The organism is Fictibacillus sp. b24, from assembly GCF_030348825.1.
In the GTDB taxonomy this organism is placed as follows: domain Bacteria; phylum Bacillota; class Bacilli; order Bacillales; family Fictibacillaceae; genus Fictibacillus.
The window spans coordinates 194553-220914 of sequence record NZ_JAUCES010000005.1; the positions used below are offsets into that span (position 1 = coordinate 194553).

A 26362-nucleotide genomic window follows, 5' to 3' on the forward strand; every position below is an offset into this window, starting at 1 on the left:
ATAGGTGACTGTATGTTCTATAAGAATGGGGTGATAGTATGACAGCAAAGAATCTGGTGACGATTTTACTTGGGGCTTGGCTGATTGTCGGTATATTCGTGGATGGGTTTGCTCATACACATAATAAGCCGGAGACGTTCTTTTCACCTTGGCACGCTATTTTGTATTCAGGTTTCCTTGCAACAGCGCTGTGGATGATCTGGATTACATATCAGAATGCCAATAAGTTAGGTGTGCCTTTTAAGAATGGGATTCCAACTGGTTATGGCCTTGGTATTTTAGGTGTTGTGCTGTTCTTTATTGGCGGTGTTTGCGATATGACATGGCACATCATTTTTGGAATTGAGGAAGATATTGCTGCACTTCTTAGTCCTTCACACCTTTTATTACTAGTTGGGGTTCTATTAATCATTACAAGTCCTTATAGGATGGGTGAAAAAGAATTAAAGAAGAGCCCAAGTTTTAAAGAGTTCTTTCCAACGCTGCTCTCTTACACGCTTTCAGTTGCTGTTTTATGTTTTTTTATGATGTACACGTGGGCGTTTAACCATGGCTGGGTCGCGGCAAAAGCAACGGCACTTTTTATAACAGATGAAGCAGTCTTTCAAAACATCATAAGAATAGGAATAAGTAACACGATTATTACGACAACTTTTTTAATGGTTCCTGTTTATTTCTTGCTGAAAAGATGGACATTGCCGTTTGGCTCTATCACACTCATGTATACGGTGAATTTTGTCCTGATGACAATTATAAGAGGTTTTGAGAATGCTGAAGTAATAGGTATTGGGGTAGTTGCAGGATTGCTTGCGGATTTTTTCATTCAACAAAAGAAATTTACTGCCTTAGCAGTTGTTCTTCCTCTATTTATCTGGGTTGTTTTTTATGTCGGAATCGCTATTTTTGAAGGTATGGGCTGGGATCCTGAACTTTGGACGGGTGCAATTGTATTGAGCACCATCTGGTCATTTATTCTGCACTATATAATTAGCGTTTCGGAAAGAGAATCGGAACAGCAATCCATAGATTTTAATGAAAAAAATGTAATTTAACGAGTAATAATTTTTACAAAAACGGGTAATCCTTCAAGGTGACCTGTTTTTTTTTGTGGGTATATAATACCAACTATTATTACCAGGTAATAAAAATAGTTGCTTCATAAAACAAACCTTGTTACGATGGTAAAGTAGGAGAATTCGAAAGAGTCAGATTTAAAGGAGTTGAGCAAATGAAAGATTTACAATCGTTTGGCTGGTATGCAGCAAAAATCGCTCCAAAGCTGCCGAAAGAGGCCTTTAAACCAGTACCATCCCGGTTATGGGGAGGACTAGTCTATCTATTGATCGCAATCGCCGGTATTTTAGTTATCGGGTTATTAAATAATTTACATCCTTGGTTAGGGATTGGAATCGCAGTAATCCTAGGAACATGTTTTGCAGGGATGGGCTTTTTAGGACATGAAATTCTTCACGGAACGGTAATCCGCAAGCCATGGCTGCGTGACTTTTTAGGAGCAGTAGCCTTTTGGCCGTTAAGTGTTGGACCGAAATTATGGCGCAAGTGGCACAATACAACACACCACGTTCATACACAGCATGATGGAAAAGATCCAGATGCTTGGCCAACTCTAGAGAACTTGTCACACAAACCATTGTTGCAAAAAGTGTACAAGCTTCCAATGTGGATGCGTTCGATCGTAAGCTTTGCTTTTCTATCCGTTTCATTTACGATGCACGGACTTTTCATGTTCAAACGATTCATTACGGAGTTCAAACCAAGCAAACGACCTTCTGTTTGGATTCAGCTGTTATTACCATGGGCGACATGGCTTGGATTACTCGCTTGGCTCGGACCGGTTAAATGGTTCTTTGCGGTATTGATGCCATTATTGATCGCCAACGCAATCGTAATGAGCTATATTTCAACGAATCACCGCTTGAACCCGATGACTGATGTGAACGATCCGTTAGCAAACAGCTTAACGGTAACCGTTCCAAAATGGGTGGACGTGATCCACTTTAATTTCTCTTACCACACAGAGCACCATCTGTTCCCTGGTATGAGTCCGAAATATTATCCGCTCGTAAAAAAGCACATTAAAGAAATGTGGCCAGAGCGTTATCACGAGATGCCGCACTGGAAAGCACTCGTGGAGTTATGGAAAACACCGCATGTGTACTTTAATCAGCATCAATTCGTTGATCCAGCACCAGGTAACTTGTATCCTTCACTTGGTCATGGGATGAATGAAACTGTGGAAGAGAAGCGGAAAAGAAAGACAGTGAGCCGAACATCGAAAAGCATCCATTAATTTGGGTGTTTTTTGTTATAGAAAAAAGTCCTTTAATATTTATAATCTTGATAGAATAGATGCTGAGTGATTTGTTGCCAAAGGAGAATGGACTATGAAAAAAGAATTGAACTGTGATAGCTGTTTGATGCCGATAACAGAAAGAGAAGAGCTGCGTACGGTGTGGGCATATTTTAAGCTACGACCGTATCATAGATCGTGTTATGAAAACTCCTTAAAAGGGGCAGGTCTTGTAGGTAATCAGCCCATCAACGGATTTTCGGGGAATTTTACAGCGCTTTTTGCGTTTGTTTTAGCGTGGTTGCCTCTATTCACGAATATATCGCCCGCTATAACGATCGTCGGGACGTTAATTGTACTTCTGCGACTGTATTCCTTTATTCGTTTTGAAAAACAACTGTCACAATAAAAAAACGTGCTCTCCATCTTTGGAAAGCACGTTTTTATTATTTAAGCTTGAACGCGATATACGCGAGCTTCGTATGGCTGAAGCGTGAAGCTAGTAAGATCTCCATGAGCTGCTACTTCTTTATTCGCTAATAGCAGATTCTGAGCGTTCAACGTAAGTGTTGAATCAAAAGCTGCAACTTGCTTGGAAAGGTTTGTGATCACAACTACTTTTTCTTCTCCTAAAGTTCGTGTATAGGCATAGATTTGCTTGTCTTCTTCAAGAATCAAATCATACGTTCCATACGTGAAGACTTCGTTTTTCTTCTTTAAAGAGATCATCTTTTTGTAAAAGCTTAGAACAGATTTTTCGTCTTGTTCCTGCTTCTCAACGTTAATCTCAGTGTAGTTTGGATTAACTTTCATCCACGGTGTGCCAGTAGTGAAACCTGCGTTTACATCGCTGGTCCACTGCATCGGAGTACGGCTGTTGTCACGAGATGATGACCATATAACAGACATGATGTCTTCGTGTGAAACGCCTTCTTCACGCTTGATGCGATAGCGGTTTTTATCAGCCACATCATCATAGTCTTCAATCGAATCAAACTGAACGTTCGTCATACCGATTTCCTGACCTTGATAGATGAAAGGTGTTCCTTGCATCAAGAAATACATCGCACCAAAGCTTGTTGCACTTTCAAACCAATATTCCTCGTCATTCCCCCAAGTGGAAACAACACGTGGTTTGTCATGGTTTTCGATGAAAAGAGCATTCCAGCCTTCTTTTTCAAGGCCTTTCTGCCAGCGAGACAATACTTTTTTCAATTCAACGATATCCACCTCTGGATTCGTTTCTGCATCCCAAAGGCCAAGGTGTTCGAATTGGAAGATCATGTCCATCTTTCCGTTTTCTTTACCTACCCAAAGGTCTGCTTCATCAATCTTAACTCCGTTTGCTTCACCAACTGTCATTACATCATAGTTCGCATATGTGCGGTCTTTGAACTCTTGTAAAAACGTGTGGATGCCTTTTTGGTTCATGTGCATGTCAAATGAAGAAACATACTTTTCGTTTTTCGGATTCGGCATGTCAGGAAAACCTTCGCGCTTCTTTATATGGCTGATCGCATCTATACGGAAACCATCGATTCCTTTATCAAGCCACCAGTTAACCGTGTCATAAAGAGCTTCGCGAACTTCGGGGTTTTCCCAGTTTACGTCTGGTTGTTTTGTTGAGAAAACATGCAGGTAATATTGATCTGTCTTTTCGTCATATTGCCATGCAGATCCTGAGAAGATGCTTTCCCAGTTGTTCGGTTCTTTGCCGTCTTTACCGTCTCTCCAAATGTACCAATCACGTTTAGGATTGTCTTTAGAAGAACGAGACTCGATGAACCATTGATGTTCGTCACTTGTATGGTTAAGAACAAGGTCGATGATTAGCTTCATACCACGCTTATGAACTTCTTCCATCAAAAGATCAAAGTCTTCCATCGTTCCGAAGTCATCCATGATGTCCTGGTAATCAGAGATGTCATATCCGTTATCATCGTTTGGAGATTTGTACATCGGGCAGATCCAGATCACGTCGATGCCAAGGTCTTTAATGTAATCCAGACGCTGAATGATTCCTTTTAAATCCCCGATTCCATCTCCATTTGAGTCTTGGAAGCTGCGAGGGTAAATTTGATAGCCAACGGCTTCTTTCCACCAAACTTTTTCCATAATGTTACCTCCATGTTTTCTCTTTTACAACAGGGCAGGGGATACCGTTAAACGGCTCCCCATTGTCTGTTAATTTTCTAATTCTAAATTCACGGCTACACCAGCGTGATCGGAGACCACCGGCGTTTCTTTTCCATTAAATCGAACATAAGAACTTTTTACGTTGAGCGGTTTGCTGCATAAAATGTAATCAATTCTTCGTCCGTCGTTTTTACCGTTTTGATTCCAGCCGGCGATTGCGCCTTTGATGGTTATTCCATCATCTTTTTCTTTAGCCAATTCATACGTATCGTAAAAGCCGTTTGATTTTACATAATCAAACCCTTCGTCTCTCACGTTAGCATCATTGTTTAAATCGCCCATTAAAAAGGATAATCCGCTTTCTGGCATATGCTTAAAAAATGCGTCAATTTGTTCTTTAAATGGTGCTATTTCATCGTCCCACCAGCCAAAGTGGCCAGAGAAGAAGTTAAGTTCTTTTCCATGATAAGAAACCACTGCTGAAATGATTTTTCTTGTTTTCCAGTTGTTCATGTCCTGAAGTTCTGTAACAAAAAAACTTTCGTTTGACTTAATTGGATGACGGCTTAAAATGGCTAAACCTTCTTCAAACGTTTCAAAACCATAGTGAGCCATATCCCAAACGAAATCATAATCATTAACGCCAAGTTCCTGTAACAGCTGAATTAACACCAATGCATAATTGTTTTGTTTAATGTTGCCATTCACAACAGGAGCGTCAATCGACTGCATGACCTCTTGAAGTGCGATAACATCATAACGCTCACTCGCGATATCGCGAGCAAGCATCTCTAATTTTTCCATCTGGTTCTCTTCCTGCCAAGCATGAACGTTTAACGTTAATAGCTTCATGAATTACATCCCCAAACGATCTTGAATATCAGATTTTAATACGTCAGCTTTTGGTCCGTAAATCGCTTGAACACCTTTATCTTTAATGATCAGACCAAGTGCACCGTTTTCTTTCCACTCTTTTTCTGTACCAACGCCAGTTGTGTCTTTAACCGTTACACGAAGGCGAGTCATACATGCGTCAACGTCTTCAATGTTGTCAGCTCCACCTAAAAGCGTGATGATCGCTGAAGCTTGAGAGTTGTCTGAGCCTGTTGCTGCTTCCTTTTTAGCTGGTGCAGCATCGTTTTCAGTTGTTTCAATATAGTTACCCGCACGACCTGGAGTAGGCAGGTTGAACTTTTTGATCAATACATAGAAAATCGAGAAGTTTAATCCAAAGAATACGATACATGTTAGTGCAAAGTTGATTAAGTCACGAGTTAATCCTGCTTTTACAAGCAATGGTGTACGAGTAAGAAGCTCGATAAAACCGAATGCGTGAACACGAACGTGGATCAGATCCGCTACAGCGAACGCAAGACCAGTCGTAATTGCATACACAACATAAAGCAGTGGTGCAGCAAACATGAACATGAATTCAATCGGCTCTGTAACACCTGTTAAGAAAACAGCTAGTGCTGCAGATAAGAACATAGACTTATACTTTTTACGCTTGTCTTTATCAACGTTCATGTACATCGCAAGAGCGATCGCTACAAGTGAAGCTGTTGAAAGAACTACTTGTCCCATTTTAAAACGAGCAGGTACAACATCATTAAGAAGGGCTTGATACGCTTTTGTATCTCCAGCAGCTAAGAAGTTGTTAAGATCATTGATCCAAGCTAACCATAGTGGATCTTGTCCAGCTACAGAAGAACCTGCACCTGACCCAGTCATGATTTGGTACGTACCGCCAAGCTCTGTATAGTTGATCGGCACCGTTAACATGTGGTGAAGACCGAACGGCAATAATAGACGCTCTAGTGTACCAAACACGAATGGCGCGATAACAGGAGCCGTGTTGCGAGATGTTGCAATCCATTTACCAAAGTCATTTAACAGTCCCTGAATAAATGGCCAAACCAATGCAAGAACGAGTGCTGTAACCACTGACCATAAAATAACAGCAAATGGTACAAAACGTTTTCCGTTAAAGAATGCTAATGCATTCGGAAGCTTATTGTAGTTGTAATATTTGTTGAATAGTATCGCACCCAGGAAACCGGAAATGATACCGACGAAAACACCCATATTAAGAGCAGGTGCTCCAAGAATTGATGTGAAATAGTCACCAACAATCAGTTCAGAGCCAAAAAGGGATTTAACTTTCGCCCCTTCTTCAAGCATCATAGCGCTATTAACACCGAAGATCGCACCAGTGATGCGGTTGATCAGGATAAATGCGATGACAGCCGCAAAAGCACCGCCAGCACGTTCTTTAGCCCAAGATCCCCCAATAGCTACGGCGAATAAAATGTGCAGATTTGTAATGATCGCCCACCCGATGTCTTCCATAACACGGGCAATCGTTTGCACTAAAGTCATGTCGCCACCAAACATAGCAATAACTTTACCTAGTGATATCATCAAACCGGCAGCTGGCATAACCGCTACTACTACAAGAAGCGCTTTACCTAGCTTTTGCCAGAAATCAAATGAAATGAGTTTTCCACGTTGTTTCAAAACGATTTCCTCCTTTAAGTATATATCTTTTGTTGATTTTTTGAAATCGCATTCAATAGATTGCAAAAAAATTATGAATCGCTTACATATTTGTATATGCATGTCGGTGCAATCGTTTGCATTAGTGATTGTAAAATAAAACGGTTTCATTTACAAGTGATATTGATTAAAAAATATATAAAAGTTTTTCCAGTGTGATTTCGTGAGAGGTATTAAAGGAGGATTCATGGTGCTAGTGTGGGAAGTTGCTTCGCATTGAGTGAGTTTTATAAGGTAGAGGCGGTGCGGTGAGGTTCTCAGGTGGAACGAGCGCATTTTTAGGTGGTAGTGAGGGAATCGCGGGTGGAACGGAGCACATCTCAGGTGGTTAACACCACTTTAGCGGCGAACGTGTAACAAATATAAGAACACGTACCGCAAAAAAAGCTCGAATAGTAGATAACACTCATTTCTCGGAGCAGGTTCTCTGACCTTGATGATCTCAAGTGCATTTATATCTCCTAAAAGTCTTAGCAGAGGCTGTGGGGTGCGGTTCTCAGGTGAAACGAGCGCATTTTCGGATGGTAAAGAGGTAAACCCTGGTGGCACATCCTCCTACTTGTAAATTATTTTAAAACGCTTTATGTGAGTAAAGAACTATGAATAATTACTTATTTTTATACATGCGCAAATTAGAAAGAGGCATAACAAATGAACTGTGGAATATGAAGTGTGGAAGGAAGATAACGAAAGGTTATTGAATAATTATTCAATTATAAGTATAATTATTTTCTGGTTGAGGAAGGGGAGAAACAAATGAAAAAGAAAAATTGGATAGCTGGTGCGTTGAGTGTAAGTTTGCTCGCATCGATGCCTTACGCGGTAACAGCGGAAGCACCTCAAAAACAATGGACGAATGTTAATGCCTATGAAGAGGCTGATGGCAGCCCATTTAACTCAGAGCATTATGATTTTGTAAAATACTCAAAGATTGGTGAGATTCTTCAAAAGTTTGAAAAAGAAAGCAAGCGTGTGACCTTAGAGCAAAGGGGTACTTCTTCTGATGGTTATCCTATGTATGTCGTGACGATCTCAAACCCAGAAGACAAGGGGAAATACGGACATAACAAAAAGCTTCGCAAGCAAATGTTCAAAAATCCTCAAAAGGCTCAAGATTGGATTGCTGAGAACCCTGACTTTAAGGTGCCGGTTATGATTAACGGATCAATTCATGGAACGGAATACATAGGATCTGATGCTGTTCTTCAGTTGATTGATCGTTTCGCGAACGATAATGATGCAGAGACGAATAATATTCTTAAAAGTAACATTCTTATCTTTAATGTAGTAGCAAACCCAGATGGCCGTGTAGATGGGACACGCTTTAACGGGAACGGCATCGACTTGAACCGTGATTTCATTACACAGTCTCAAGAAGAAACGAAGCAGACCGTTGACCTTATTACTGAATGGAATCCGATGGTCTTTCTTGATCTGCACGGATATGTGAACAGTTCTGACGGCAAACCTGGCCTTATCGAGCCATGTACACCGCCACATAATCCGAACTATGAGTACGACTTGTTTTCCAAATGGGCTCTAGATCAGGCTGAGGCGATGGAAAGCGAGATTGTTGGAAATAAAACAAACTATGAATCTGATCATTATAAGAATATGACAGGAACCTATATCCCTCAGCGTGATGACAGTGCTGGTTGGGACGACTATCCGCCGATCTTTACACCGATGTATGCGATGTATCACGGAGCATACGGATATACGCTTGAAGCACCGACAAACAGCTGGGACGGTGTGAGATGGGCAAATGACGCGGTTATGGGTGCGTTAAAATTTGCAACAGATAATAAACAAGGTATGCTGACGGATCAGATTGAGATTTTCGAACGTGGTATAAACTTTGACCATCCGTACCATGAAGAAGGATTTTTCCCGAATGCCTATGTGCTTCCGGTGAATGAAAAGGATCCAACTGTTACTGAAAAAGCAGTGAACCACTTTCTTGAAAACGATATTTCTGTAGAAAAAGCAACGAAAGCTTTTTCAGCAAATGGGCAAACCTATCCGGCAGGGACATACATCGTTGATATGAGCCAAGCGAAAGCGGGTCTTGCTAACACGATGTTATGGGACGGAGAAGATATCACGAACGATACACCTGCGATGTACGACATTTCAGCATGGAGTCTGCCAGAGCTTTGGGGCTTTGAAGCGATTGAGGTAAAGGAAGAACTAAAAGCGAAAACAGCTCCTGTAAAAGAAGCGGACTATGCAGGTTCTATAAACGGTAAAGGGCCGTATGTTATTTCAAACAGCTCTGTACAGGCTGTGAAATTGGTGAATGATTTAGTAAAAGCGGGTGAAAGTGTTTATAAAGGCAATGATGAACATTTCTATGTAGAGACTTTATCAGCATCGAATAAAACACTTGTAAAGAAATCTGGCATCTCATTAGAAACTGCTAAAATGCCAGCTCAAAAAGAAAAACTATCATCACTTAAAGTTGCCATTTTAAAAGATGGCGGCATGAATAAAGCACAAAGCCACGCTGGTACGAAACTGGCGCTTGACCGTCTAGGCTTTTCTGTAACAGAAGTAACACCAACAGAAGTTGCGGAGAAAGGACTATCTCAGTTCGATGCGTTCCTTTATTCAGGAACGGATGCATTGCTGCAATACGAAAATGTAAGAGAGGCAAATAAACCGTTCGTGGTCGGCAGCAAACCAGCATATGAAAGCTTTAAGACAAATGTACAAACATTCATTAATAACGGTGGAAAATACATTGCTGTAGGTGCTGGCGGGGCTAAAGCTTCAAGTCAGCTCGGAATAACGTCTGTGAAAGTCAACACAGGCAATGCGAACAGCAACGGAATCGTAAAGGTGAATAACGAAAAAGATGAAGTAACAACGGGTTACAATACAGCTGACCTAGGCTTTGTTTACAGGCCGGTATGGTTTACGGAGTTAGGCAATGCGAAATCTGTAGCGACTTTAGCTTCTGGCGACTTCTTTGTTGCGGGTCACTGGAAAGGTAACGAACAAGCTGCAGGGCAAGCGGTGATCGTAGAAGAAACTGGCAAAGATGTGACGCTGATTGGACTTGAAGCTGGGTTCCGTGATCACACAGATTATCTGTTCCGTTTGTTATCCAATGCGCTTTATCAATAAAGAGCCTTTCTAATTGACAATAAGATAAGCACTGCATTACTTTTATAGGGAAAGTTTGCCCTATTCAATTAAAAAAGACCTGAAGAGCATTGAAATGAATTCGTTTCTAGCTCTTTGGTCTTTCTTTGTATCAGAAAGTACGTGTCTAAATGGCTTTTTGGTTCATTTTTTGCTTCCTTGACAAGTTGATTGTAGTGCAAGGTGCGAGACTCCTGGGGGATTAGCGGGACAGTTGAGACTCCTAAGGTCGCAAAGCGACGAGGAGGCTCAACGCACGCCCCCCGGAAAGCGAAGCAACCTGGAACGGAAATCAACCACTTTCAAGAGCAACACGAAAAATGCCCAATTAAAGCTCAAATGTTTTAAAGCGGTCGGACAGGTGTAAATTATAAAAGTAAAGCAAACTGAAAGGTGAGTGAAAAGATATGTTCAATAAATTATTTGGAAAAAAAGAAGTGAAAAAAGAAGAGACGGTTATTGCTCCGTTAACAGGAAAAATTGTAAACATTGAAGAGGTTCCAGACCCGACTTTCGCTCAAAAGATGATGGGCGACGGTATTGCGATAGAGCCAACCGAAGGCGTCGTTGTTTCACCTGTAGATGGGGAAATTGTTCAGTTTTTCCACACAAAGCATGCCATCGGTATTCAATCTGAAGCTGGAGCAGAAATCCTTATTCACGTTGGTCTTGAAACGGTGAGCATGAACGGAGAAGGCTTTGAAGGTCATGTGAATGTAGGGGATAAAGTAAAAGCAGGAGACAAGCTACTCAGCTTTGACCTGGACTTAATTAAAGAAAAAGCGGCTAGCACTGTTACGCCAATCGTTATCACAAATGGTGATGCGGTAGAATCTTTAGACAAGCGTGCAGCATCTGATGCTACAAAAGGTGAAACCTCATTATTGCAGATTAAAATGAAATAATAGATGAAATCAGGCTACCCATGCCTGATTTTTTCCATATTGAAAAGGGGGAGGCTATGATGAAAAAAGGAGTTATTTCTTTAGGAGAAGCACTTGTTGATTTTATTCCAACCGACGAAACGAACACGACATACCAGAAAAGTCCTGGCGGTGCGCCTGCCAATGTGGCTGTAGGTGTTGCACGATTAGGATCTGCATCTACTTTTTTAGGAAAAGTAGGGGACGATGTGCTAGGATCATTCATGATTGATACATTAAAGAGTTATGGTGTGAACGCGTTTCATGTGTACAAAACAGAAGAGGTAAGAACAGGTGCTGTTTTTGTGACATTAGGAGAAAACGGAGAGCGTTCTTTTGACTTTTATATCAATCCTAGCGCAGACCGTTTTTTAGAAGAAAAAGATGTTCAGCCTAGCCTGTTTAAAGATCACAAGATCCTTCATTTTGGGTCCATCTCTTTAATCGGTGAGCCATCTAAGAGTGCTACTGAAAAGGCAGTCAGACTCGCTAAGGAAAACGGCATGTGGGTTTCATACGATCCAAACCTCAGACTCTCACTATGGAAGACGCCGGCGCAGGCACGTGAGACGATTCTATCGATGCTGCAGCACGCGGACATTGTGAAGATCTCAGAAGAGGAGCTCGAATTTATTACAGGATTAAAAAAGGTCGAGGAAGGCATTAAGGTGCTTCAGCAGTATGAGATTCCGCTTCTGTTTATTACACTCGGAGATGACGGCAGTTACGTGGTGACGAAAGAAGGCGGAGAGTATATTCCAGCTAAACGTGTTTCCGCTGTTGATACAACGGGAGCGGGTGACGCTTTTGTATCAGGCATTCTTCATTGCTTGAATGAATTTAATGGCACGCTTGAAGAACTTACACTTGATGAAGCGAGTGACATGGCGCTCTTCGGAAGTGTTTCTGGAGCTCTTGCTGTTTCGGTAAAAGGTGCGATGACAGCTCTGCCTACTTCGGAGCAGGTAGAAAAAGAGCTTGCACAAAACAAGCAATAAGCGCATATAATAGGAAAATATTTTGACTAATGTTTTCGTTTTTTGGTAATATTATTTTATTATAAAAGATGATACGCAACGGTGAAGGAAGTATAGTAGCTAGTGAAACACTTCTTAAAGCGAGCTGGGGACGGTGTAAGCCCAGTAGAAGACATTAGTGAAACGGCAATCCGGAGTTGCTTTTGAAAAGAGGATTCGTTTTTACATACGGATCAACTAGGGTGGAACCGCGGGAGATACAACTCTCGTCCCTGGGCATAGCGCCTTGGGACGGGAGTTTTTTATTTTTCATAAAAAACCAACCTGATCCATAAGGCAAAATCCGAATGGGAGGAATAAAAATGTCAAAAAACATGGAAACCATCACAAATCATGCGAAACATCGCGGCTTTGTCTTTCCAGGATCTGAAATATACGGAGGTCTTGCAAACACGTGGGATTACGGTCCGCTTGGTGTTGAGCTGAAGAACAACGTAAAAAAAGCTTGGTGGAAAAAATTCGTTCAAGAATCACCTTACAACGTAGGTCTTGATGCAGCGATCCTCATGAACCCTCGTACGTGGGAAGCATCTGGACACATCGGCAACTTCAACGATCCGATGATGGATTGTAAGAACTGTAAAGCGCGTCACCGTGCTGATAAATTAATTGAAGACGCAGCTGATCAAGCAGGAAAAGAGATTATCGTTGACGGTCTTCCTTTTGAAAAGATGGAAGAACTCGTAAAAGAGTACAACATCGCTTGCCCTGAGTGTGGAAGCCATGACTTCACAAGCATCCGTCAGTTCAACTTGATGTTCAAAACGCACCAAGGTGTAACTGAATCCAGCTCAAACGAGATCTACATGCGTCCCGAAACGGCTCAAGGTATTTTCGTTAACTTCAAAAATGTTCAGCGTACAATGCGTAAAAAGCTGCCGTTCGGTATCGCACAGATCGGGAAGAGCTTCCGTAACGAGATCACGCCTGGTAACTTCACGTTCCGTACACGTGAGTTCGAACAGATGGAGCTCGAGTTCTTCTGTAAGCCAGGTAGCGAGATCGAGTGGTTTAACTATTGGAAAGATACAGCTGAAAACTGGCTGAAGTCACTAGGTATGACATCAGAAAATCTTCGTCTGCGCGACCATAACGAAGATGAGCTTTCTCACTACTCAAATGCAACGACTGACTTTGAGTACAAATTCCCTTTCGGCTGGGGCGAGCTTTGGGGTGTTGCATCCCGTACAGACTTCGATCTGAAGCGTCACATGGAATTCTCAGGTGAAGACTTTAACTACATCGACCAAGAAACAAACGAGCGCTACATTCCGTATTGCATCGAGCCTTCTCTAGGTGCTGACCGTGTAACACTTGCGTTCTTGATCGATGCTTATGAAGATGAGCAGTTGGAAGATGGTACATCAAGAACAGTTATGCACTTGCATCCGGCACTTGCGCCTTATAAAGCAGCGATTTTGCCGTTATCTAAGAAGCTTTCTGAAGAAGCAACAGAAGTGTTTAGTTCACTTGCTAAAGACTTCAATGTAGATTACGACGAAACGGGATCAATCGGTAAACGTTACCGCCGTCAAGATGAAGTAGGTACACCGTTCTGTATCACATACGATTTTGACTCTAAAGAAGATGGCATGGTTACAGTACGTGACCGTGACACGATGGAACAAACGCGAGTGAAGATTGCAGATTTGAAGAGCTTTATTGAGGAGAAAGTTCAGTTTTAATTAAAAACTTGTGATTCAGAGTTGCTTTTGTGAGTGGTTGATTTCCGTTTCAGGTGCTCGCTTTCCGGGGGGCGTGCGGTGAGCCTCCTCTGCGCTTTGCGCACTTAGGAGTCTCACCTGTCCCGCTGATCCCCCAGGAGTCTCCCACCTTACACTCCAATCAACTTTTCAATGAAGCTTCAAAGATCTAAAAGCTTAATATTAAGCACACATTTGCTTCTTGCGATGTGTGCTTCTGTTTTTTCTGTGGCGTTTATTCTACAATAGAGTATGAGAGATTAATTTATAGCCCTCGGGCTTTTAGTGGAGGTATATACATGAACGAAGGACGTATTCAAAAGGTACAAAACTGGTTAAAGCAAGAGGGGCATACTTTCGCGTTCATTCACACGACAGCAAACGTGTTCTACTTATCAGGACTTTACACAGATCCGCATGAGCGCGTGTTAGGTGTTGTGGTGTTAGCACATGGCGAGCCATTCATGGTTTGTCCAGGAATGGAGCGTTCACAAGCGAAAGGCGCTGGCTGGACGTATGAGATCGTTGGGTACAGTGATTCTGAAGACCCTTGGGCGAAGGTTCAAGAAGCTTTGGCGAGCCGTGGTGTTACCTCTGCTTCTTCAGTAGCTGTTGAAAAAGAAACACTTCCTTATGCTCGTGGTGAGAAGCTTCTTGGCATGTTTGAGAGTGCGAGCTTGGTCGGTGCAGAAGAATTGTTGAACGAGCTTCGTCTCATAAAAGAAGAGAGCGAGTTAAAGACGTTGCGTGAAGCAGCGAGACTTGCAGACTATGGGGTTGAAGTAGGAGTTGCAGCACTTCGTGAGGGTGTAACTGAGATGGAAGTACTCGCGAAGATCGAATACGAACTGAAGCAAAAAGGCATCAGCGCGATGTCGTTTTCTACGATGGTGTTATTCGGTGAAAAAGCTGGACAGCCTCATGGTAAGCCTGGATTAAGAAAGCTTCAGCATGGCGACTTCGTATTGTTTGATCTAGGTGTTGTCCTTGATGGCTATTGCTCAGACATCACGCGTACTGTAGCGTTTGGCGATCTGGATGAAAAGCGCCATGAGATATACGATACTGTGCTGCAGGCTCAGTTGAAAGCTTTAGAAGCATCTAAGCCGGGAACGCGCATTGGTGACCTTGATGTGATCGCGCGCAACCACATTACGGAAGCGGGTTACGGAGATCACTTCCCGCATCGTATCGGACACGGTCTTGGAATCGATGTTCACGAGTTCCCGTCCATGAGCGATAACAATGACGGCGTGTTGCGTGAAGGAATGACGTATACGATCGAACCAGGCATCTATATTGATGATGTTGGCGGCGTACGTATTGAAGACGACGTATATGTAACTGCAGATGGACATGAAACATTGACGAAATACCCGAAAGAGCTGCAGATTATTAAATAAAAACGTTAAAAAAGGATGGTCCACGTTTTTGGGCCATCCTTTTGCTATGCATGAAGTATTATTTAACCCTAAAGGCTAAGAATATCTCTATTCCAAACTCATAATCCCTGAAATTCGCTTCATAATCCCGCGAGATTCGGCCGTAATCCCGCGAGAATTAAAGATAAACCCGCGAGTTTTAGCTATATATCCGCGAGTCTACAAATTCAGACATATTACGACATCCGATATGCGCAATTTAAGTGTTCCTGATCTTTACTACTTCTTGTTGTTCTCTTTTCGCATCCCACACTCGTTGAATCTCAAATGTACCTTCTTCAAAGAACAACGGAAATCTTTCTTTAAACCAATCCTGCATTGGGAGATTCAGTGCTTCATTCAGCGAAACCCAAACCAGTTCTCCTTCTGGTGGATCCAACAAAAGCTCACCTTCAAACGTATCTGTCCAATAGTTAAACACCATGTACCTAACATTCTCTTGTGGATTTACATACTCATCGATCCCTTTATATATAAGGTTAGAAACGGTTAATCCCGTTTCTTCCTTTACTTCTCTAATAGCGCACTCTACTAAGCTTTCAGGGAAATCGACCTTACCGCCAGGTGCCAAAAAGCCAGGGAAACCACGGCTGTCAGGCCGCTTTATCAGTAGCACTTTATCTTCGTGTTGAACCATGCACATCGTATAAAGGCGATTATCGATTGTCTTTAGTTGATTTAACATAAAATCCTCTCAATACCGTTTATACCAATTTTAACATTGTGGTAACAAAAAAAGAGCAGACATCGTTTCTGCTCTTCAAAAGTTTTTTTATTATAGTGGAAGCACATAAAACATCATAAGAAAATGCATCACACTGCCGGCTAGCACAAACAGGTGCCAAACTGCGTGGTGAAATGGAAAGCTGCGCCATACATAAAAGATACTGCCGAGCGTGTAGATGATTCCGCCGGCTACAAGCAGCTGAATCCCTTCTGGCGGCATGTTTGCTGAGATGTCTTGAAAAGCAAACGTAATCAGCCAGCCCATCGCTACATAACCTAATGTTGATAACACCACAAATTTTTTCGTGAAAAAGACTTTAAATACAACGCCAGAGATCGCAAGTCCCCAAACGACGCCGAATAGTGTCCAGCCGAGCGCCCCGCCTACAACGATCAGTACGATCGGGGTATACGTTCCCGCGATAAAAAGATAGATGGCTGCGTGGTCCATAATCTCAAATAAATCTTTAACCCGTCCTTTAGGAAAAGCGTGCACGAGGGTAGAAGCTGTATAAAGAGCCAGCATCGTTCCTCCGAATACCGCGAAGCTAACAATATGAACAGCTGTTCCTTTCCATACTGCAAATACGAGCAGAATAGAAGTAACGGCAACACTCAGAAGGACACCGAGTCCGTGTGTGATCGCATTTGCTATCTCTTCGCGTTTTGAAAATACATGTGTACTCATTCCGTTCACCTTCCTTTACGTTACAGTAAGTATATCAGAAAAAGGTATCCTTTAACCAATTAAAGACTTTAAGATTTTGTTAAAAAAGAAGGAATATTTTTCTGCAGAATTGAAATAGGTAAGATTATAGACTTTATAGATAAAGAGAGGGTCATGATCATGGAGGTAACGCGCTACTCGTCCATTCCTGCTTTTTACGCTGATGTAGAGTCTTTCTTATTGAATCAGGAAGACCGAGCGGGAATCATGCTTGGCAACAGTTTGCGGTTTAAAGATAAAGTGTGGGAAGAGGAAAAGCCTTTTTTGGCAACGGTAAAAAAAGGCGGGGAAATCATGCTCGCAGCGATGCTCATTCCACCGTATGCCTTGTTGCTTCTCGAAAAAGAGGAAGCAGAAGGTGTGGCAGCTGTCCCGCATTTAGTTCAATACTTAATAAGAGAAGACTTTGCCATTCATAAAATTATGTCACCTAAAGCGGTAGGAAAAGCGTTCAGTGAAGAGTGGACGAAAGCACATTCATTAGAAGAAAAAGTGTTGATGGATCTCAGATTGTATACGCTGCAGTCCGTCATACAGCAAGCGGCACGTCCCGGGAAGTTGCGAAAAGCAACACAAGCTGACTTAACGTTCTTGCCACAATGGATTTTGGAGATGACAGAAGAAACAAACCAGCTCATGACATTTGATGAAGCAGAAGAGTATGCGAGAGCTCGATTAGAAAATGAATTTCTTTTTATATGGGAAGAAGATGGCCGCCCTGTCTCCATGGCAGCGAAGACACGGCCGAATATTAAAGGGGTTTCTGTTAATCTCGTTTATACACCACGTGACTTGAGGGGCAGAGGATATGCGAGTGCTCTTGTCGCGTCATTAAGCGACCTCCTGCTGCAAGAAGGTTTTGAATTTTGCACGCTGTATACCGATCTCGCCAACCCAACTTCTAATAAAATCTATCAAAATATCGGATACCAGCCTGTATGTGATTATGTTGAGCTGAAGTTTGATCAAAAAAGAACAGAATCTCCGGCTTGATTACCGGCAGACTCTGTCTCTTTGATAAAGATAATCTCTTATGTATCTTTTAGCACCTGCTAAAGTGCCTTCGGGCAGCTGATCTGCTGCAAAGTACTGAAAATCGAACGATTCATCTTCATCGATGCACAGTTCACCCGAAACAGAACTTGCCGTATAAACGGCAGTTACTGCATATAATTCATCACCATTCGGCGTTTGCAGATAGTGATCTTTACCAGAATAAACGTGAAGCTGGGTTAAACCGTCTATATCGAGCCCAGTTTCTTCTTTCACTTCACGAACAGCCGTTTCTTCAAAGCTTTCTCCAAGTTCCATCAAACCGCCAGGCAGCCCCCAGCCACCATCTTTCCGGTGCTGCAGCAGAATTTCTTCTCTATCGTTTTTAATAATGACAACAGACCCTGGTAAGATGAGCGGTGCACTTCCTACATATTTGCGCAGATCTTCATAATAAGCCATTAAATCGCTCCTTCCTAACCAACATTTTACAGAACATATGTTAATAATTCATCTAAAAGTGGAACAATGATAACAGAATGATTGAGGGGAGTTTTGGAATGGAAGCCTTTGCTAGACCTCGTGTAGTTGTAAGTAAATGTCTTGAATTTGACGCATGCCGTTATAACGGTGATGTGATTTATAATGATGTGATCAAAAAGTTAATGGACTATGTTGATTTTGTTCCTGTTTGTCCAGAGGTTGAAATCGGACTCGGAACACCGCGAGAAACCATCCGTATCGTGAAAAAAGGGGAGGATCACTTCCTTCTTCAGCCTTCTACTCAACGAGATGTAACGAACGAGATGAAAATGTTCTCAGAAGGTTATTTATCTAAAATCATTGATACTGATGGATTTATTTTAAAAACGCGTTCACCTTCTTGCGGCTTAAAAGAAGTGAAAGTGTATGCTTCTACAGAAAAAGGGCCGGCGATCGGTCATTCGAGCGGTTTATTCGGCGGAAAAGTGGCCGAGCTCTTTTCACATTTAGCGATTGAAGAAGAAGGACGGTTAAATAATTTTACGATTCGAGACCGTTTTTATACAAAGCTATTTACGCTAGCCGCTTTTCGAAACATACTTCCACAAGGACTAGAAGCAATAAAAACATTTCATAACAAAAATCAGTTCCTCTTTATGGCGTATAGCAATCCTACACTAAAAGTGATGAACCGTATCTTGAAGAACGAGCAAGAGAATGGGGAAGAACGAACGATTCAATTGTATGCAAAAGCGATGAATAAACTTTTTAACCGTGCGGCAAGAAGCGATTCAAACCGAAAAGTCGCGTATGAAATCTTTAAGCGGTTCGAAGACAGGCTATCTCAAGGAGAAGTCGCATTTTTTGAACAGCTTCTTCAAAAGTACGCAGACAAAAAAGAGCCGTTCTCTAGTGTCGCTACGATCTTGAAGTCGCACGCGATCCGATTTGAAGACAGCGAAATTCTTGGACAAACCTTTTTTGCACCGTATCCCGAGATTCTGCTAGAGATTTCAGATTCAGGTAAGGGAAGAGATTACTAGAACAAGCCAATAGAGTGCTGGAATGGTAAGGAAGGAAAGAATCGTACTTAATGCAACACCTGCAGCCGCAAACGACGCATCTTCACCATATCTCTCTGCATACATCGAGATGGTTGGAGCTGAAGGCATACCTGCAGTCAAAACGGCAACAGCAAAAAGTTGAAAAGGCAGTGAAAACAGAGCAAATGGCAATAACAGAACCGGAAAGAAAACCAACTTATAGAAGCTAGCTAGCCATAAATGTATGTTGCTGCAATAGCTTCTCAGTTTTTGGATCGGCATGCTGCCTAAAAGAATACCAATCAGCAGCATGGATAGAGGAACAGTAGGCTTTCCTGTCATTTCAAGTGTGCTCGATAATACCGCGGGCAGTGTTCCTGGCAGAAGCATGAGAACAAAGCCGACTAATGTGGACGTTACGCCAGCGTTTAAGAACACTTTTCGCCATTGAACGGTTTCCGAGTTCCTGGCAAAGAGATAGATTGCGTACGTCCAAATGACTAATAAATAGACAAAGTTAAAAAGAGTCGCAATGAAAACACCTTCTTTTCCAAACAATAAAAAACTGACAGCAATGCCTAGAAAGCCTTGGTTTCCAAAAATCATGATGCCTTCTAAGGCATTTTTTTGCTTTGTTTCAGTGTTCAATTTCTTTACCGTCCACCACGAGACGATTGACGATACGATTAAAACAAAAGCCGACATCATTGAAAGCCATACGAACTGTTTAATATTATCAAAGGAAAAAGGAACGTCCATGCCAAATAAAATAAGAGCAGGCAGCGTGACATTCAAGATAATAGCCGTTATTGTTTTTTCACTGCCAGGCGGTAAGATCTCTTTTTTGCGAAGGATATAACCTAATAACGCGATGCTGTACAATAGGGTTAACTCTTGAATAAAGGGACCAAAATGGTTCATCTATCATCCCCTCCTTACTTAAAAGGGTATGGTTTAATAGTGAATTGGGTGAAAGTGATTTTTAGTGCTAAGCTTTGTTGTTTTGAAAGAGGTTGATTTCCGTTCCAGATGCTCGCTTTCCGGGGGGCGTGCGGTGAGCATCCTGCCGCTTTGCGCCATTAGGAGTCTCCACCTGCCCCGCTCGTCGCCCAGGAGTCTCGCACATTGCACTTCAATCAACTTGCAAATGATGAGAAAGAAAAAGCCGAAGCAACAATCCTTTAGAAAAGAGCTTTTTTCAAAGAAAGAGGTGGTTTTACATGTTGATTGCAAAAGGAGAAACTTTATTTAGACAAGGTGAAGAGGGGCCATTATTTAAGCTTGATAAAGGATTGTTAAAGATTGTTCGCGTTCATGAAGATGGCAGCCAGGTTCTGTTGAACTTAATCGTTCCAGGAGAAATCATTCCGCACCATTCTCTAACGAGTCAAAAAGAGTATAACGGCACGGCCCTTGCGGTTTTACCTTCTGAGATAACAGTGATTGATCCTAAACAATGGTATCAGTCATTAGAGGAAAATCCTTGGAAGTTTAAAGAAGTTGCACTTTTGTTAGAAACGAAATTAAGAATGATGCAGCAGCGGATCAATCAAATGTCCACGTTGACTCCAGAAGGAAAAGTGCTGAAACTTAAAAGTTGGTTCAGCCATTATTTTCCCGAAGTTCACATCGAAAAAATACTGGCTCAAGAAGAAATCGGACAGTTTGTTGGTTTGAGAAGAGAGACTGTCAACCGGGCTTTAAAAAAGCTGAATTGAAATGTCAAAGAATTTACATACATATGAACGTAAGATTTTTGCTCTTTTAACAAAAGATACATGTATAAAACTAAAGGAGTGAAAGGCATGAAAAAATTTATCCCGTTAGCCCTAGCATTTTCTGTTTTAACAAGTGGTGTTGTTACGGTTTCTGCTGCAAACCAAGAAAAGGTACAAGTAGAAGCTCAGCATAAAGGTCACCATTTTAGACATATGAAAAATTTTGAAGAGCAGGTTCATAAAGCAAATGCTCTAAAAATTGAGCGATTAGAGATTCAGAAGGAAATTCTTCAGAAGAAAGATAAACTTTTTACACAGCATGTAAAAGCTGGAGAAAAGGGAGCACAAGAGAAAAGAACAGGTAACAAAGTAAATTGGCAGGACATGAAAAAAATTCATCAAGACTTAAGAGCATTACAAAAGCAAGCGCACGAAACGAAAAAAGCAATGCATGAAGCGATGAAATCAGATAACGAAAAGCTTGCTTTAGAGAAGATGAATCAATGGCTAAGCATCAATGAAAAAATCAACAGCAAGCTAGGTGAAAAATCAGCTAAGTTGGATGAGGTTTTGGCGAGTTATAAGTAATAACTAAAAGTGTTGAGACAAAATCGTTTGCCTCAACACTTTTTAAGATTAATTAGCTTAATGTCTAGGCGTGTAATCTGGATAATCAGTAATAATGCCATCTACACCTGCATCTAAAAGTGGTTGAACTTCTTCTTGTTTTCGAACGGTCCAAGCCATGATCCCCATGTGGCGCTCGTGAACTTCATCAACGATAGAGGAGTTAACAAGGGTTCTGCTTGGGTTCACAAATTCAGCATATGCAGCAAATTCGCTTAGTTTGGCTTCACTTAAGTCTGTTGCTCGTGAAGTTAGAACACCTACAGGTACTTGAGGCAGAAGCTTATCCATTCGTTGCATTGAATCAAACTCAAAGGATTGAATGATAATCTTATCATGAGCAGGTAGGTGCATGTTGCGTTCTTTAAGAGCAGCAGCTACTTTTTCTTCAATACCAGGATAATAATACGTTGCTTTTAATTCAATTAAAATACCAGATTTTCCGCGGAATTCATCTAGCACCTCTTCAAAAGTAGGAACTTTTTCTCCTGCAAATTCTTCTCCAAAATAGCTGCCTGCGTCAAGTTGACGAATCTCTTGAAGTGTATGATTTTTCACATATCCTGTTCCGTTCGTTGTGCGGTCTAGCGTAACATCATGAATAACAACAAGTTCGCCATCTTTTGTTTCCTGCACATCAATTTCAATGTAATCAGCTTTCATTTCAACACCTTTATGAAAAGCTGCCATCGTATTCTCAGGTGCATATCCAGCAGCACCGCGGTGTGCGACTGTTTGAACTTGATCAGATGGCTCGTAAGCTAGGGTTGTAGTCGTATAGATCGAACTGATTATCCCCATTGAAAGTATTGATGCAACTGCGGTTTTCTTAATCATGTCATTCATCCCCTCTGTCGTTGTTTGATAGTGAACTTGCTTGCCTCATGCAACAAGCAAGCTTACAATCATTATGCTAACAAAGAGAAATAGGGAAAGAATGGTCAGAAGTTCCCGAGTATTTTAAAGAAAAAAAGGTCTATATGAGGGGATATCTTAATAAACAGCCCTTCTGTAAAAAGAGTGTGAATTAAGTGTCAGTACTGTAAAAAAACAAAAAAACCAGGCATTAAACGCCTGGTTTTTGAGTTTCTTCTGGATGTTTGAAGCCTCTTGCAATATAGATAAATGGTGTAGAAGCAGCCGACACAACAAATTTAATCACATATGTCGTGAAGAAGATTTGCATCCAAACGTCCCATGAAAACACGCCAGCAAAAGCTATTGTACAAAAGATGAACGTATCGATCAGCTGACTTACCATCGTACTACCGTTGTTACGAATCCAAAGCTGATCAGGTCGTGAAAACTTTTCCTTCAACTTTGCAAACAGTTTTACGTCAAGATATTGACTGATTAGGTATGCAGCTAGACTGCCGATTACTAATCGAGGCATAAAACCAAAGATTGCTTCAAGATGCGGCTGGAAGATATCACTTTCATGCGGTTGAAATACGAGCACCATCTGCATGATGATCGTAGTCATGATAAGGGTGAAGAACCCGAACCATACCGCTTTTTTCGCTTCTTTTTCCCCGTACTTTTCATTGATTAAGTCTGTCGCTAAATAGATGGTGCCGTATATGACGTTACCAAGAGTCATAACGAGACCAAACAGCTCAATCGTTTTAACGACTTGTAAATTAGCTAGAATCGAAGCTGCAGCGATCCAAGCAAATAAACCGGCTTTTCCAAACCACTTATAGCACGTAAGAAACAATATAAAATTAACAAGTGCAAAAGCTACACCAAAATAAAAATTAAACATAAAAATTCCTCCTAGTTTTGATAACGCGGGAGTTTTCGAACCGCGAAAAACATTTAACACAACAGTTCCCAATTATAAGTCAGTTTTTGTAATTAATCAATAAACCGGATAAATATATGATCTCTGTATAGTTTACTTTCTCTTTCTTTGTGAAATACATAGTGTATGTGGATTGTTGTTATTGGAAGTGGTTGATTTCCGTTTCAGGTGCTCGCTTTCCGCGGGGCAGGCGGTGAGCCACATTTGTACGTTTCACGTATAAGTGTCTCACCTACCCGCCTGTCCCGCAGGAGTCTCGCACCTTGCACTCCAATCAACTGTCACAGAAGAAATAAATCCAGAGGTTTGAAAGCAACAATCACTTTTTAAAAAAACGTATAAGATACAGCACACTAAGGAGCAGGTGAATGATTACTTTTGAAAATGTTTCTAAAGAATATCCAGATGGAACGGCTGCCGTTCGTGATTTGAACCTTACGATACAACCAGGGGAATTTTTTGTAGTTATTGGTCCGAGCGGATGCGGGAAAACGACGATGCTTAAGATGATCAATCGGCTTATTAGTCTAACTAAAGGCACGATTACAATCGATAATAAGAGAATCAGTGATTACAAAATTGATGAGCTGCGCTGGAACATCGGATATGTTCTTCAGCAGATCGCTCTATTTCCTCATATGACGATCTTAGAAAACATCAGTATCGTTCCTGAGTTAAAAGGATGGGACAAAGAGAGAATTCGTAAAAGAGTGGACGAGCTTCTAGAAATGGTGGGCTTAGATCCTAAAACGTATCGAAATCGTAAACCTAAAGAACTTTCTGGCGGACAGCAGCAGCGAGTGGGTGTCGTACGTGCATTAGCAGCGGATCCTAACATTATTCTTATGGATGAGCCTTTTAGTGCACTCGATCCAATAAGCAGAGAAAAACTTCAGGAAGATCTTTTTAACTTACAAAGAAATATTAAAAAGACCATTGTTTTCGTGACTCATGATATGAAAGAAGCTATGAAGCTTGGAGATCGGATCTGTGTAATGAATGAAGGCTCTATCGTACAAGTCGGAACACCAGAAGAGCTGCTCGAAAACCCTGCAGATGAATTTGTAAGAAATTTTGTAGGAACTGATAGTGTGAGTTCTGTGGAAAAAATGGATCTTACAAAGCTTGTGAGACCATTAAGCGCTGATGAAATTGGTTTAGATTATCAATTACATTGCATCTCAGTAAAAACGAGTATTAAAGATGCGCTCGATATCTTAACACGTGAAGAAGAAGTGACTGTTGAAGATCATGGTGCGATCATAGGAACACTTAACAGACAGGCTGTTATTCAATATCTTGCAGATCATTTGCAGGAAAGGGGTAGCAGAGATGAATAGTTTTGTGCAAGTCTTTCAAGATCGAAAAGGGGAACTCGCAAGTGCGCTAGTAGAGCATATTCAAATTTCGTTTATCGCTCTTCTATTTGCTGTGGTTATTTCAATACCTCTTGGAATCTATTTAACGAAGAAACCAAAAGTGGCTGAACCTATCATCGGGGTGACAGCCGTGTTGCAGACGATACCTTCACTTGCACTTCTAGGGCTCTTGATACCACTGTTCGGGATTGGTAAGGTTCCTGCGATTATTGCACTTGTCGTATACGCATTGCTGCCTATTTTAAGAAATACGTATACAGGGATCAAAGAAGTCGATTCCTCATTAATCGAAGCGGCGCGAGCGATGGGGATGAACGCTAGGAAAAGGCTGATGAAGGTGGAGCTTCCTTTAGCTATGCCTGTTATTATGGCAGGAATTCGAACGTCCATGGTCCTGATTATTGGTACGGCAACGCTTGCTGCATTAATCGGAGCAGGTGGATTGGGTGATATCATCTTGCTTGGTATTGACCGTAATAACACGATGCTGATCGTGCTTGGAGCAGTCCCAGCTGCCTTGCTAGCTATTTTATTTGATTTTCTGCTAAGAAGATTTGAGCTTCTTTCTTTTAAGCGAGCACTAACAACGGTAGGCGTATTTATGGCAGCGGCTATACTGATTATTATCGTTCCTTTTGCCATGAAAGGCGGACAAGAAGATATCGTTATAGGCGGTAAGCTAGGATCTGAGCCGGAAATCCTGATCAATATGTATAAGCTCTTAATTGAGGAAGAAACGGATTTAAATGTTGAACTAAAGCCCGGACTTGGTAAAACTTCCTTTGTGTTTAATGCTTTAAAATCAGGAAGTATTGATATCTATCCAGAATTTACAGGTACAGCAATCGCCGAATTTTTAAAGGAAAATGCAACAAGTACAGACAGCGAAAAAGTATATGAACAAGCCAGAAAAGGAATGGAAGCCAAGTTTGATATGCAGCTTCTAAGTCCAATGAAATATAACAATACGTATGCGCTTGCCGTTCCACAGCAAGCAGCAAAGGAATACAACTTGAAAACCATTTCCGACTTAAAGAGCGTTAGTCAAAGTATGAATGCAGGGTTCACACTAGAATTTTCCGATCGGGAAGATGGCTACAAAGGAATCCAAAAGCTATATGATATTCAGTTTGCAAATGTCAGGACGATGGAACCAAAACTAAGGTACAACGCGGTGAAAAAGGGAGAAATCGATGTGGTGGATGCATACTCGACAGACAGCGAGCTGCGACAATTTAACTTAGTTGTTTTAGAGGATGATAAAAATCTGTTCCCGCCGTATCAAGGTGCACCAATGCTGCGTAAAGAAACGGTAGAGAAGCACCCAGAGTTAAAGGAAGTCTTAAATAAACTCGCAGGAAAAATTACAGACGATGAAATGCGCGAAATGAATTACAAGGTGAACGTTGAAGGAATGTCACCTGAGGAAGTGGCTAAAGATTTCTTAGAGAAGGAAGGGCTGCTTTAATTAAAGCTCATGGAAAAAGAAAGTACCCTCGAACGGATAAATCCTTTCAAGAGCAAGAAAGCAACACAGCCAGCCTAAATTTCGACAAAAAATTTCCCGGAAAATAAACCATCCAAAGCAGTTGTGGACTGCATGGATG

General features: G+C 41.5%; 25 protein-coding genes. 15 read left to right on the top strand and 10 right to left on the bottom strand.

The window, feature by feature from the left end:
• The first annotated feature begins 38 nt into the window (after positions 1 to 38).
• From QUF49_RS01105 to QUF49_RS01115, 3 genes are all read left to right on the top strand, one after another.
• Positions 39 to 1052: a hypothetical protein gene (locus QUF49_RS01105; protein ID WP_289493919.1), complete on the top strand. Its 1014-nt coding sequence runs from the start codon at positions 39 to 41 to the stop codon at positions 1050 to 1052.
• Positions 1053 to 1228: 176 nt separating this feature from the next.
• Positions 1229 to 2311: a fatty acid desaturase family protein gene (locus QUF49_RS01110; protein WP_289493920.1), complete on the top strand. Its 1083-nt coding sequence runs from the start codon at positions 1229 to 1231 to the stop codon at positions 2309 to 2311.
• A 94-nt stretch (positions 2312 to 2405) separates the two neighbouring features.
• Positions 2406 to 2720, top strand: coding sequence for a hypothetical protein (locus QUF49_RS01115; RefSeq protein WP_289493921.1), 315 nt, complete (start codon positions 2406 to 2408; stop codon positions 2718 to 2720).
• A gap of 41 nt (positions 2721 to 2761) precedes the next feature.
• Here the strand turns inward: QUF49_RS01115 and QUF49_RS01120 are convergent, their stop codons facing one another.
• The 3 genes from QUF49_RS01120 to QUF49_RS01130 form a co-directional block, all read right to left on the bottom strand.
• Positions 2762 to 4426 carry a glycoside hydrolase family 13 protein gene (locus QUF49_RS01120; RefSeq protein ID WP_289493922.1) on the bottom strand — a complete coding sequence of 555 codons (1665 nt, stop codon included), beginning with the start codon at positions 4424 to 4426 and terminating at the stop codon, positions 2762 to 2764.
• A gap of 69 nt (positions 4427 to 4495) precedes the next feature.
• On the bottom strand, positions 4496 to 5299 hold the full coding sequence (locus tag QUF49_RS01125) for an endonuclease/exonuclease/phosphatase family protein (protein ID WP_289493923.1): 804 nt from the start codon (positions 5297 to 5299) through the stop codon (positions 4496 to 4498).
• Positions 5300 to 5302: 3 nt separating this feature from the next.
• A complete protein-coding gene (locus QUF49_RS01130) occupies positions 5303 to 6964 on the bottom strand; it encodes a PTS transporter subunit IIBC (RefSeq protein WP_289493924.1) in 1662 nt (553 codons plus the stop codon).
• Between the two features lie 795 nt (positions 6965 to 7759).
• On the opposite strand from QUF49_RS01130, the gene QUF49_RS01135 reads away from it, so the two are divergent.
• The 6 genes from QUF49_RS01135 to QUF49_RS01160 all read left to right on the top strand — a co-directional run bounded on the left by QUF49_RS01135 (position 7760) and on the right by QUF49_RS01160 (position 15216).
• Complete coding sequence (locus QUF49_RS01135) at positions 7760 to 10132, top strand: M14 family zinc carboxypeptidase (protein ID WP_289493925.1); 2373 nt, start codon at positions 7760 to 7762, stop codon at positions 10130 to 10132.
• 201 nt (positions 10133 to 10333) lie between these two features.
• Positions 10334 to 10498, top strand: coding sequence for a hypothetical protein (locus QUF49_RS01140; RefSeq protein ID WP_289493926.1), 165 nt, complete (start codon positions 10334 to 10336; stop codon positions 10496 to 10498).
• 59 nt (positions 10499 to 10557) lie between these two features.
• Complete coding sequence (locus QUF49_RS01145) at positions 10558 to 11055, top strand: PTS sugar transporter subunit IIA (protein WP_289493927.1); 498 nt, start codon at positions 10558 to 10560, stop codon at positions 11053 to 11055.
• A gap of 59 nt (positions 11056 to 11114) precedes the next feature.
• Positions 11115 to 12071: an aminoimidazole riboside kinase gene (locus tag QUF49_RS01150; protein WP_289497558.1), complete on the top strand. Its 957-nt coding sequence runs from the start codon at positions 11115 to 11117 to the stop codon at positions 12069 to 12071.
• Positions 12072 to 12412: 341 nt separating this feature from the next.
• Complete coding sequence (locus QUF49_RS01155; RefSeq protein WP_289493928.1) at positions 12413 to 13795, top strand: glycine--tRNA ligase; 1383 nt, start codon at positions 12413 to 12415, stop codon at positions 13793 to 13795.
• A 317-nt stretch (positions 13796 to 14112) separates the two neighbouring features.
• A complete protein-coding gene (locus QUF49_RS01160) occupies positions 14113 to 15216 on the top strand; it encodes a M24 family metallopeptidase (RefSeq protein WP_289493929.1) in 1104 nt (367 codons plus the stop codon).
• Between the two features lie 238 nt (positions 15217 to 15454).
• Here QUF49_RS01160 and QUF49_RS01165 read toward each other — a convergent pair whose 3' ends face one another.
• Together QUF49_RS01165 and trhA are read right to left on the bottom strand one after the other, a co-directional pair.
• A complete protein-coding gene (locus tag QUF49_RS01165; RefSeq protein WP_289493930.1) occupies positions 15455 to 15940 on the bottom strand; it encodes an 8-oxo-dGTP diphosphatase in 486 nt (161 codons plus the stop codon).
• 90 nt (positions 15941 to 16030) lie between these two features.
• Entirely contained in the window at positions 16031 to 16669 is a 639-nt protein-coding gene (gene trhA / locus QUF49_RS01170; protein ID WP_289493931.1) for a PAQR family membrane homeostasis protein TrhA, read from the bottom strand.
• Positions 16670 to 16828: 159 nt separating this feature from the next.
• On the opposite strand from trhA, the gene QUF49_RS01175 reads away from it, so the two are divergent.
• Complete coding sequence (locus QUF49_RS01175; RefSeq protein WP_289493932.1) at positions 16829 to 17701, top strand: GNAT family N-acetyltransferase; 873 nt, start codon at positions 16829 to 16831, stop codon at positions 17699 to 17701.
• Here the strand turns inward: QUF49_RS01175 and QUF49_RS01180 are convergent, their stop codons facing one another.
• Positions 17702 to 18163 carry an NUDIX hydrolase gene (locus QUF49_RS01180; RefSeq protein ID WP_289493933.1) on the bottom strand — a complete coding sequence of 154 codons (462 nt, stop codon included), beginning with the start codon at positions 18161 to 18163 and terminating at the stop codon, positions 17702 to 17704.
• 98 nt (positions 18164 to 18261) lie between these two features.
• Here QUF49_RS01180 and QUF49_RS01185 point away from each other — a divergent pair, with 98 nt between their 5' ends.
• Positions 18262 to 19227: a YbgA family protein gene (locus QUF49_RS01185; protein ID WP_289493934.1), complete on the top strand. Its 966-nt coding sequence runs from the start codon at positions 18262 to 18264 to the stop codon at positions 19225 to 19227.
• Here QUF49_RS01185 and QUF49_RS01190 read toward each other — a convergent pair.
• Both QUF49_RS01190 and QUF49_RS01195 read right to left on the bottom strand, forming a co-directional pair.
• Positions 19204 to 20148, bottom strand: a complete 945-nt coding sequence (locus QUF49_RS01190) for an AEC family transporter (RefSeq protein WP_289493935.1) — start codon at positions 20146 to 20148, stop codon at positions 19204 to 19206. The two genes, QUF49_RS01185 and QUF49_RS01190, sit on opposite strands and share 24 nt — an antisense overlap.
• Before the next feature lie 67 nt (positions 20149 to 20215).
• Positions 20216 to 20353, bottom strand: a complete 138-nt coding sequence (locus tag QUF49_RS01195; RefSeq protein WP_289493936.1) for a hypothetical protein — start codon at positions 20351 to 20353, stop codon at positions 20216 to 20218.
• Between the two features lie 94 nt (positions 20354 to 20447).
• Here QUF49_RS01195 and QUF49_RS01200 point away from each other — a divergent pair, with 94 nt between their 5' ends.
• Entirely contained in the window at positions 20448 to 20945 is a 498-nt protein-coding gene (locus QUF49_RS01200; RefSeq protein ID WP_289493937.1) for a Crp/Fnr family transcriptional regulator, read from the top strand.
• Between the two features lie 87 nt (positions 20946 to 21032).
• Entirely contained in the window at positions 21033 to 21533 is a 501-nt protein-coding gene (locus QUF49_RS01205) for a hypothetical protein (RefSeq protein ID WP_289493938.1), read from the top strand.
• 57 nt (positions 21534 to 21590) lie between these two features.
• Here the strand turns inward: QUF49_RS01205 and QUF49_RS01210 are convergent, their stop codons facing one another.
• Positions 21591 to 22418, bottom strand: coding sequence for a glycerophosphodiester phosphodiesterase (locus QUF49_RS01210; protein WP_289493939.1), 828 nt, complete (start codon positions 22416 to 22418; stop codon positions 21591 to 21593).
• A gap of 220 nt (positions 22419 to 22638) precedes the next feature.
• A complete protein-coding gene (locus QUF49_RS01215) occupies positions 22639 to 23337 on the bottom strand; it encodes a queuosine precursor transporter (RefSeq protein ID WP_289493940.1) in 699 nt (232 codons plus the stop codon).
• A gap of 407 nt (positions 23338 to 23744) precedes the next feature.
• Between QUF49_RS01215 and QUF49_RS01220 the strand changes: the two genes are divergently transcribed.
• Positions 23745 to 24716: an ABC transporter ATP-binding protein gene (locus tag QUF49_RS01220; protein WP_289493941.1), complete on the top strand. Its 972-nt coding sequence runs from the start codon at positions 23745 to 23747 to the stop codon at positions 24714 to 24716.
• Positions 24709 to 26223, top strand: a complete 1515-nt coding sequence (opuFB, locus tag QUF49_RS01225; protein WP_289493942.1) for an osmoprotectant update ABC transporter permease/substrate-binding subunit OpuFB — start codon at positions 24709 to 24711, stop codon at positions 26221 to 26223. The genes QUF49_RS01220 and opuFB overlap by 8 nt, the downstream gene beginning before the upstream one ends.
• Positions 26224 to 26362: the final 139 nt, after the last annotated feature.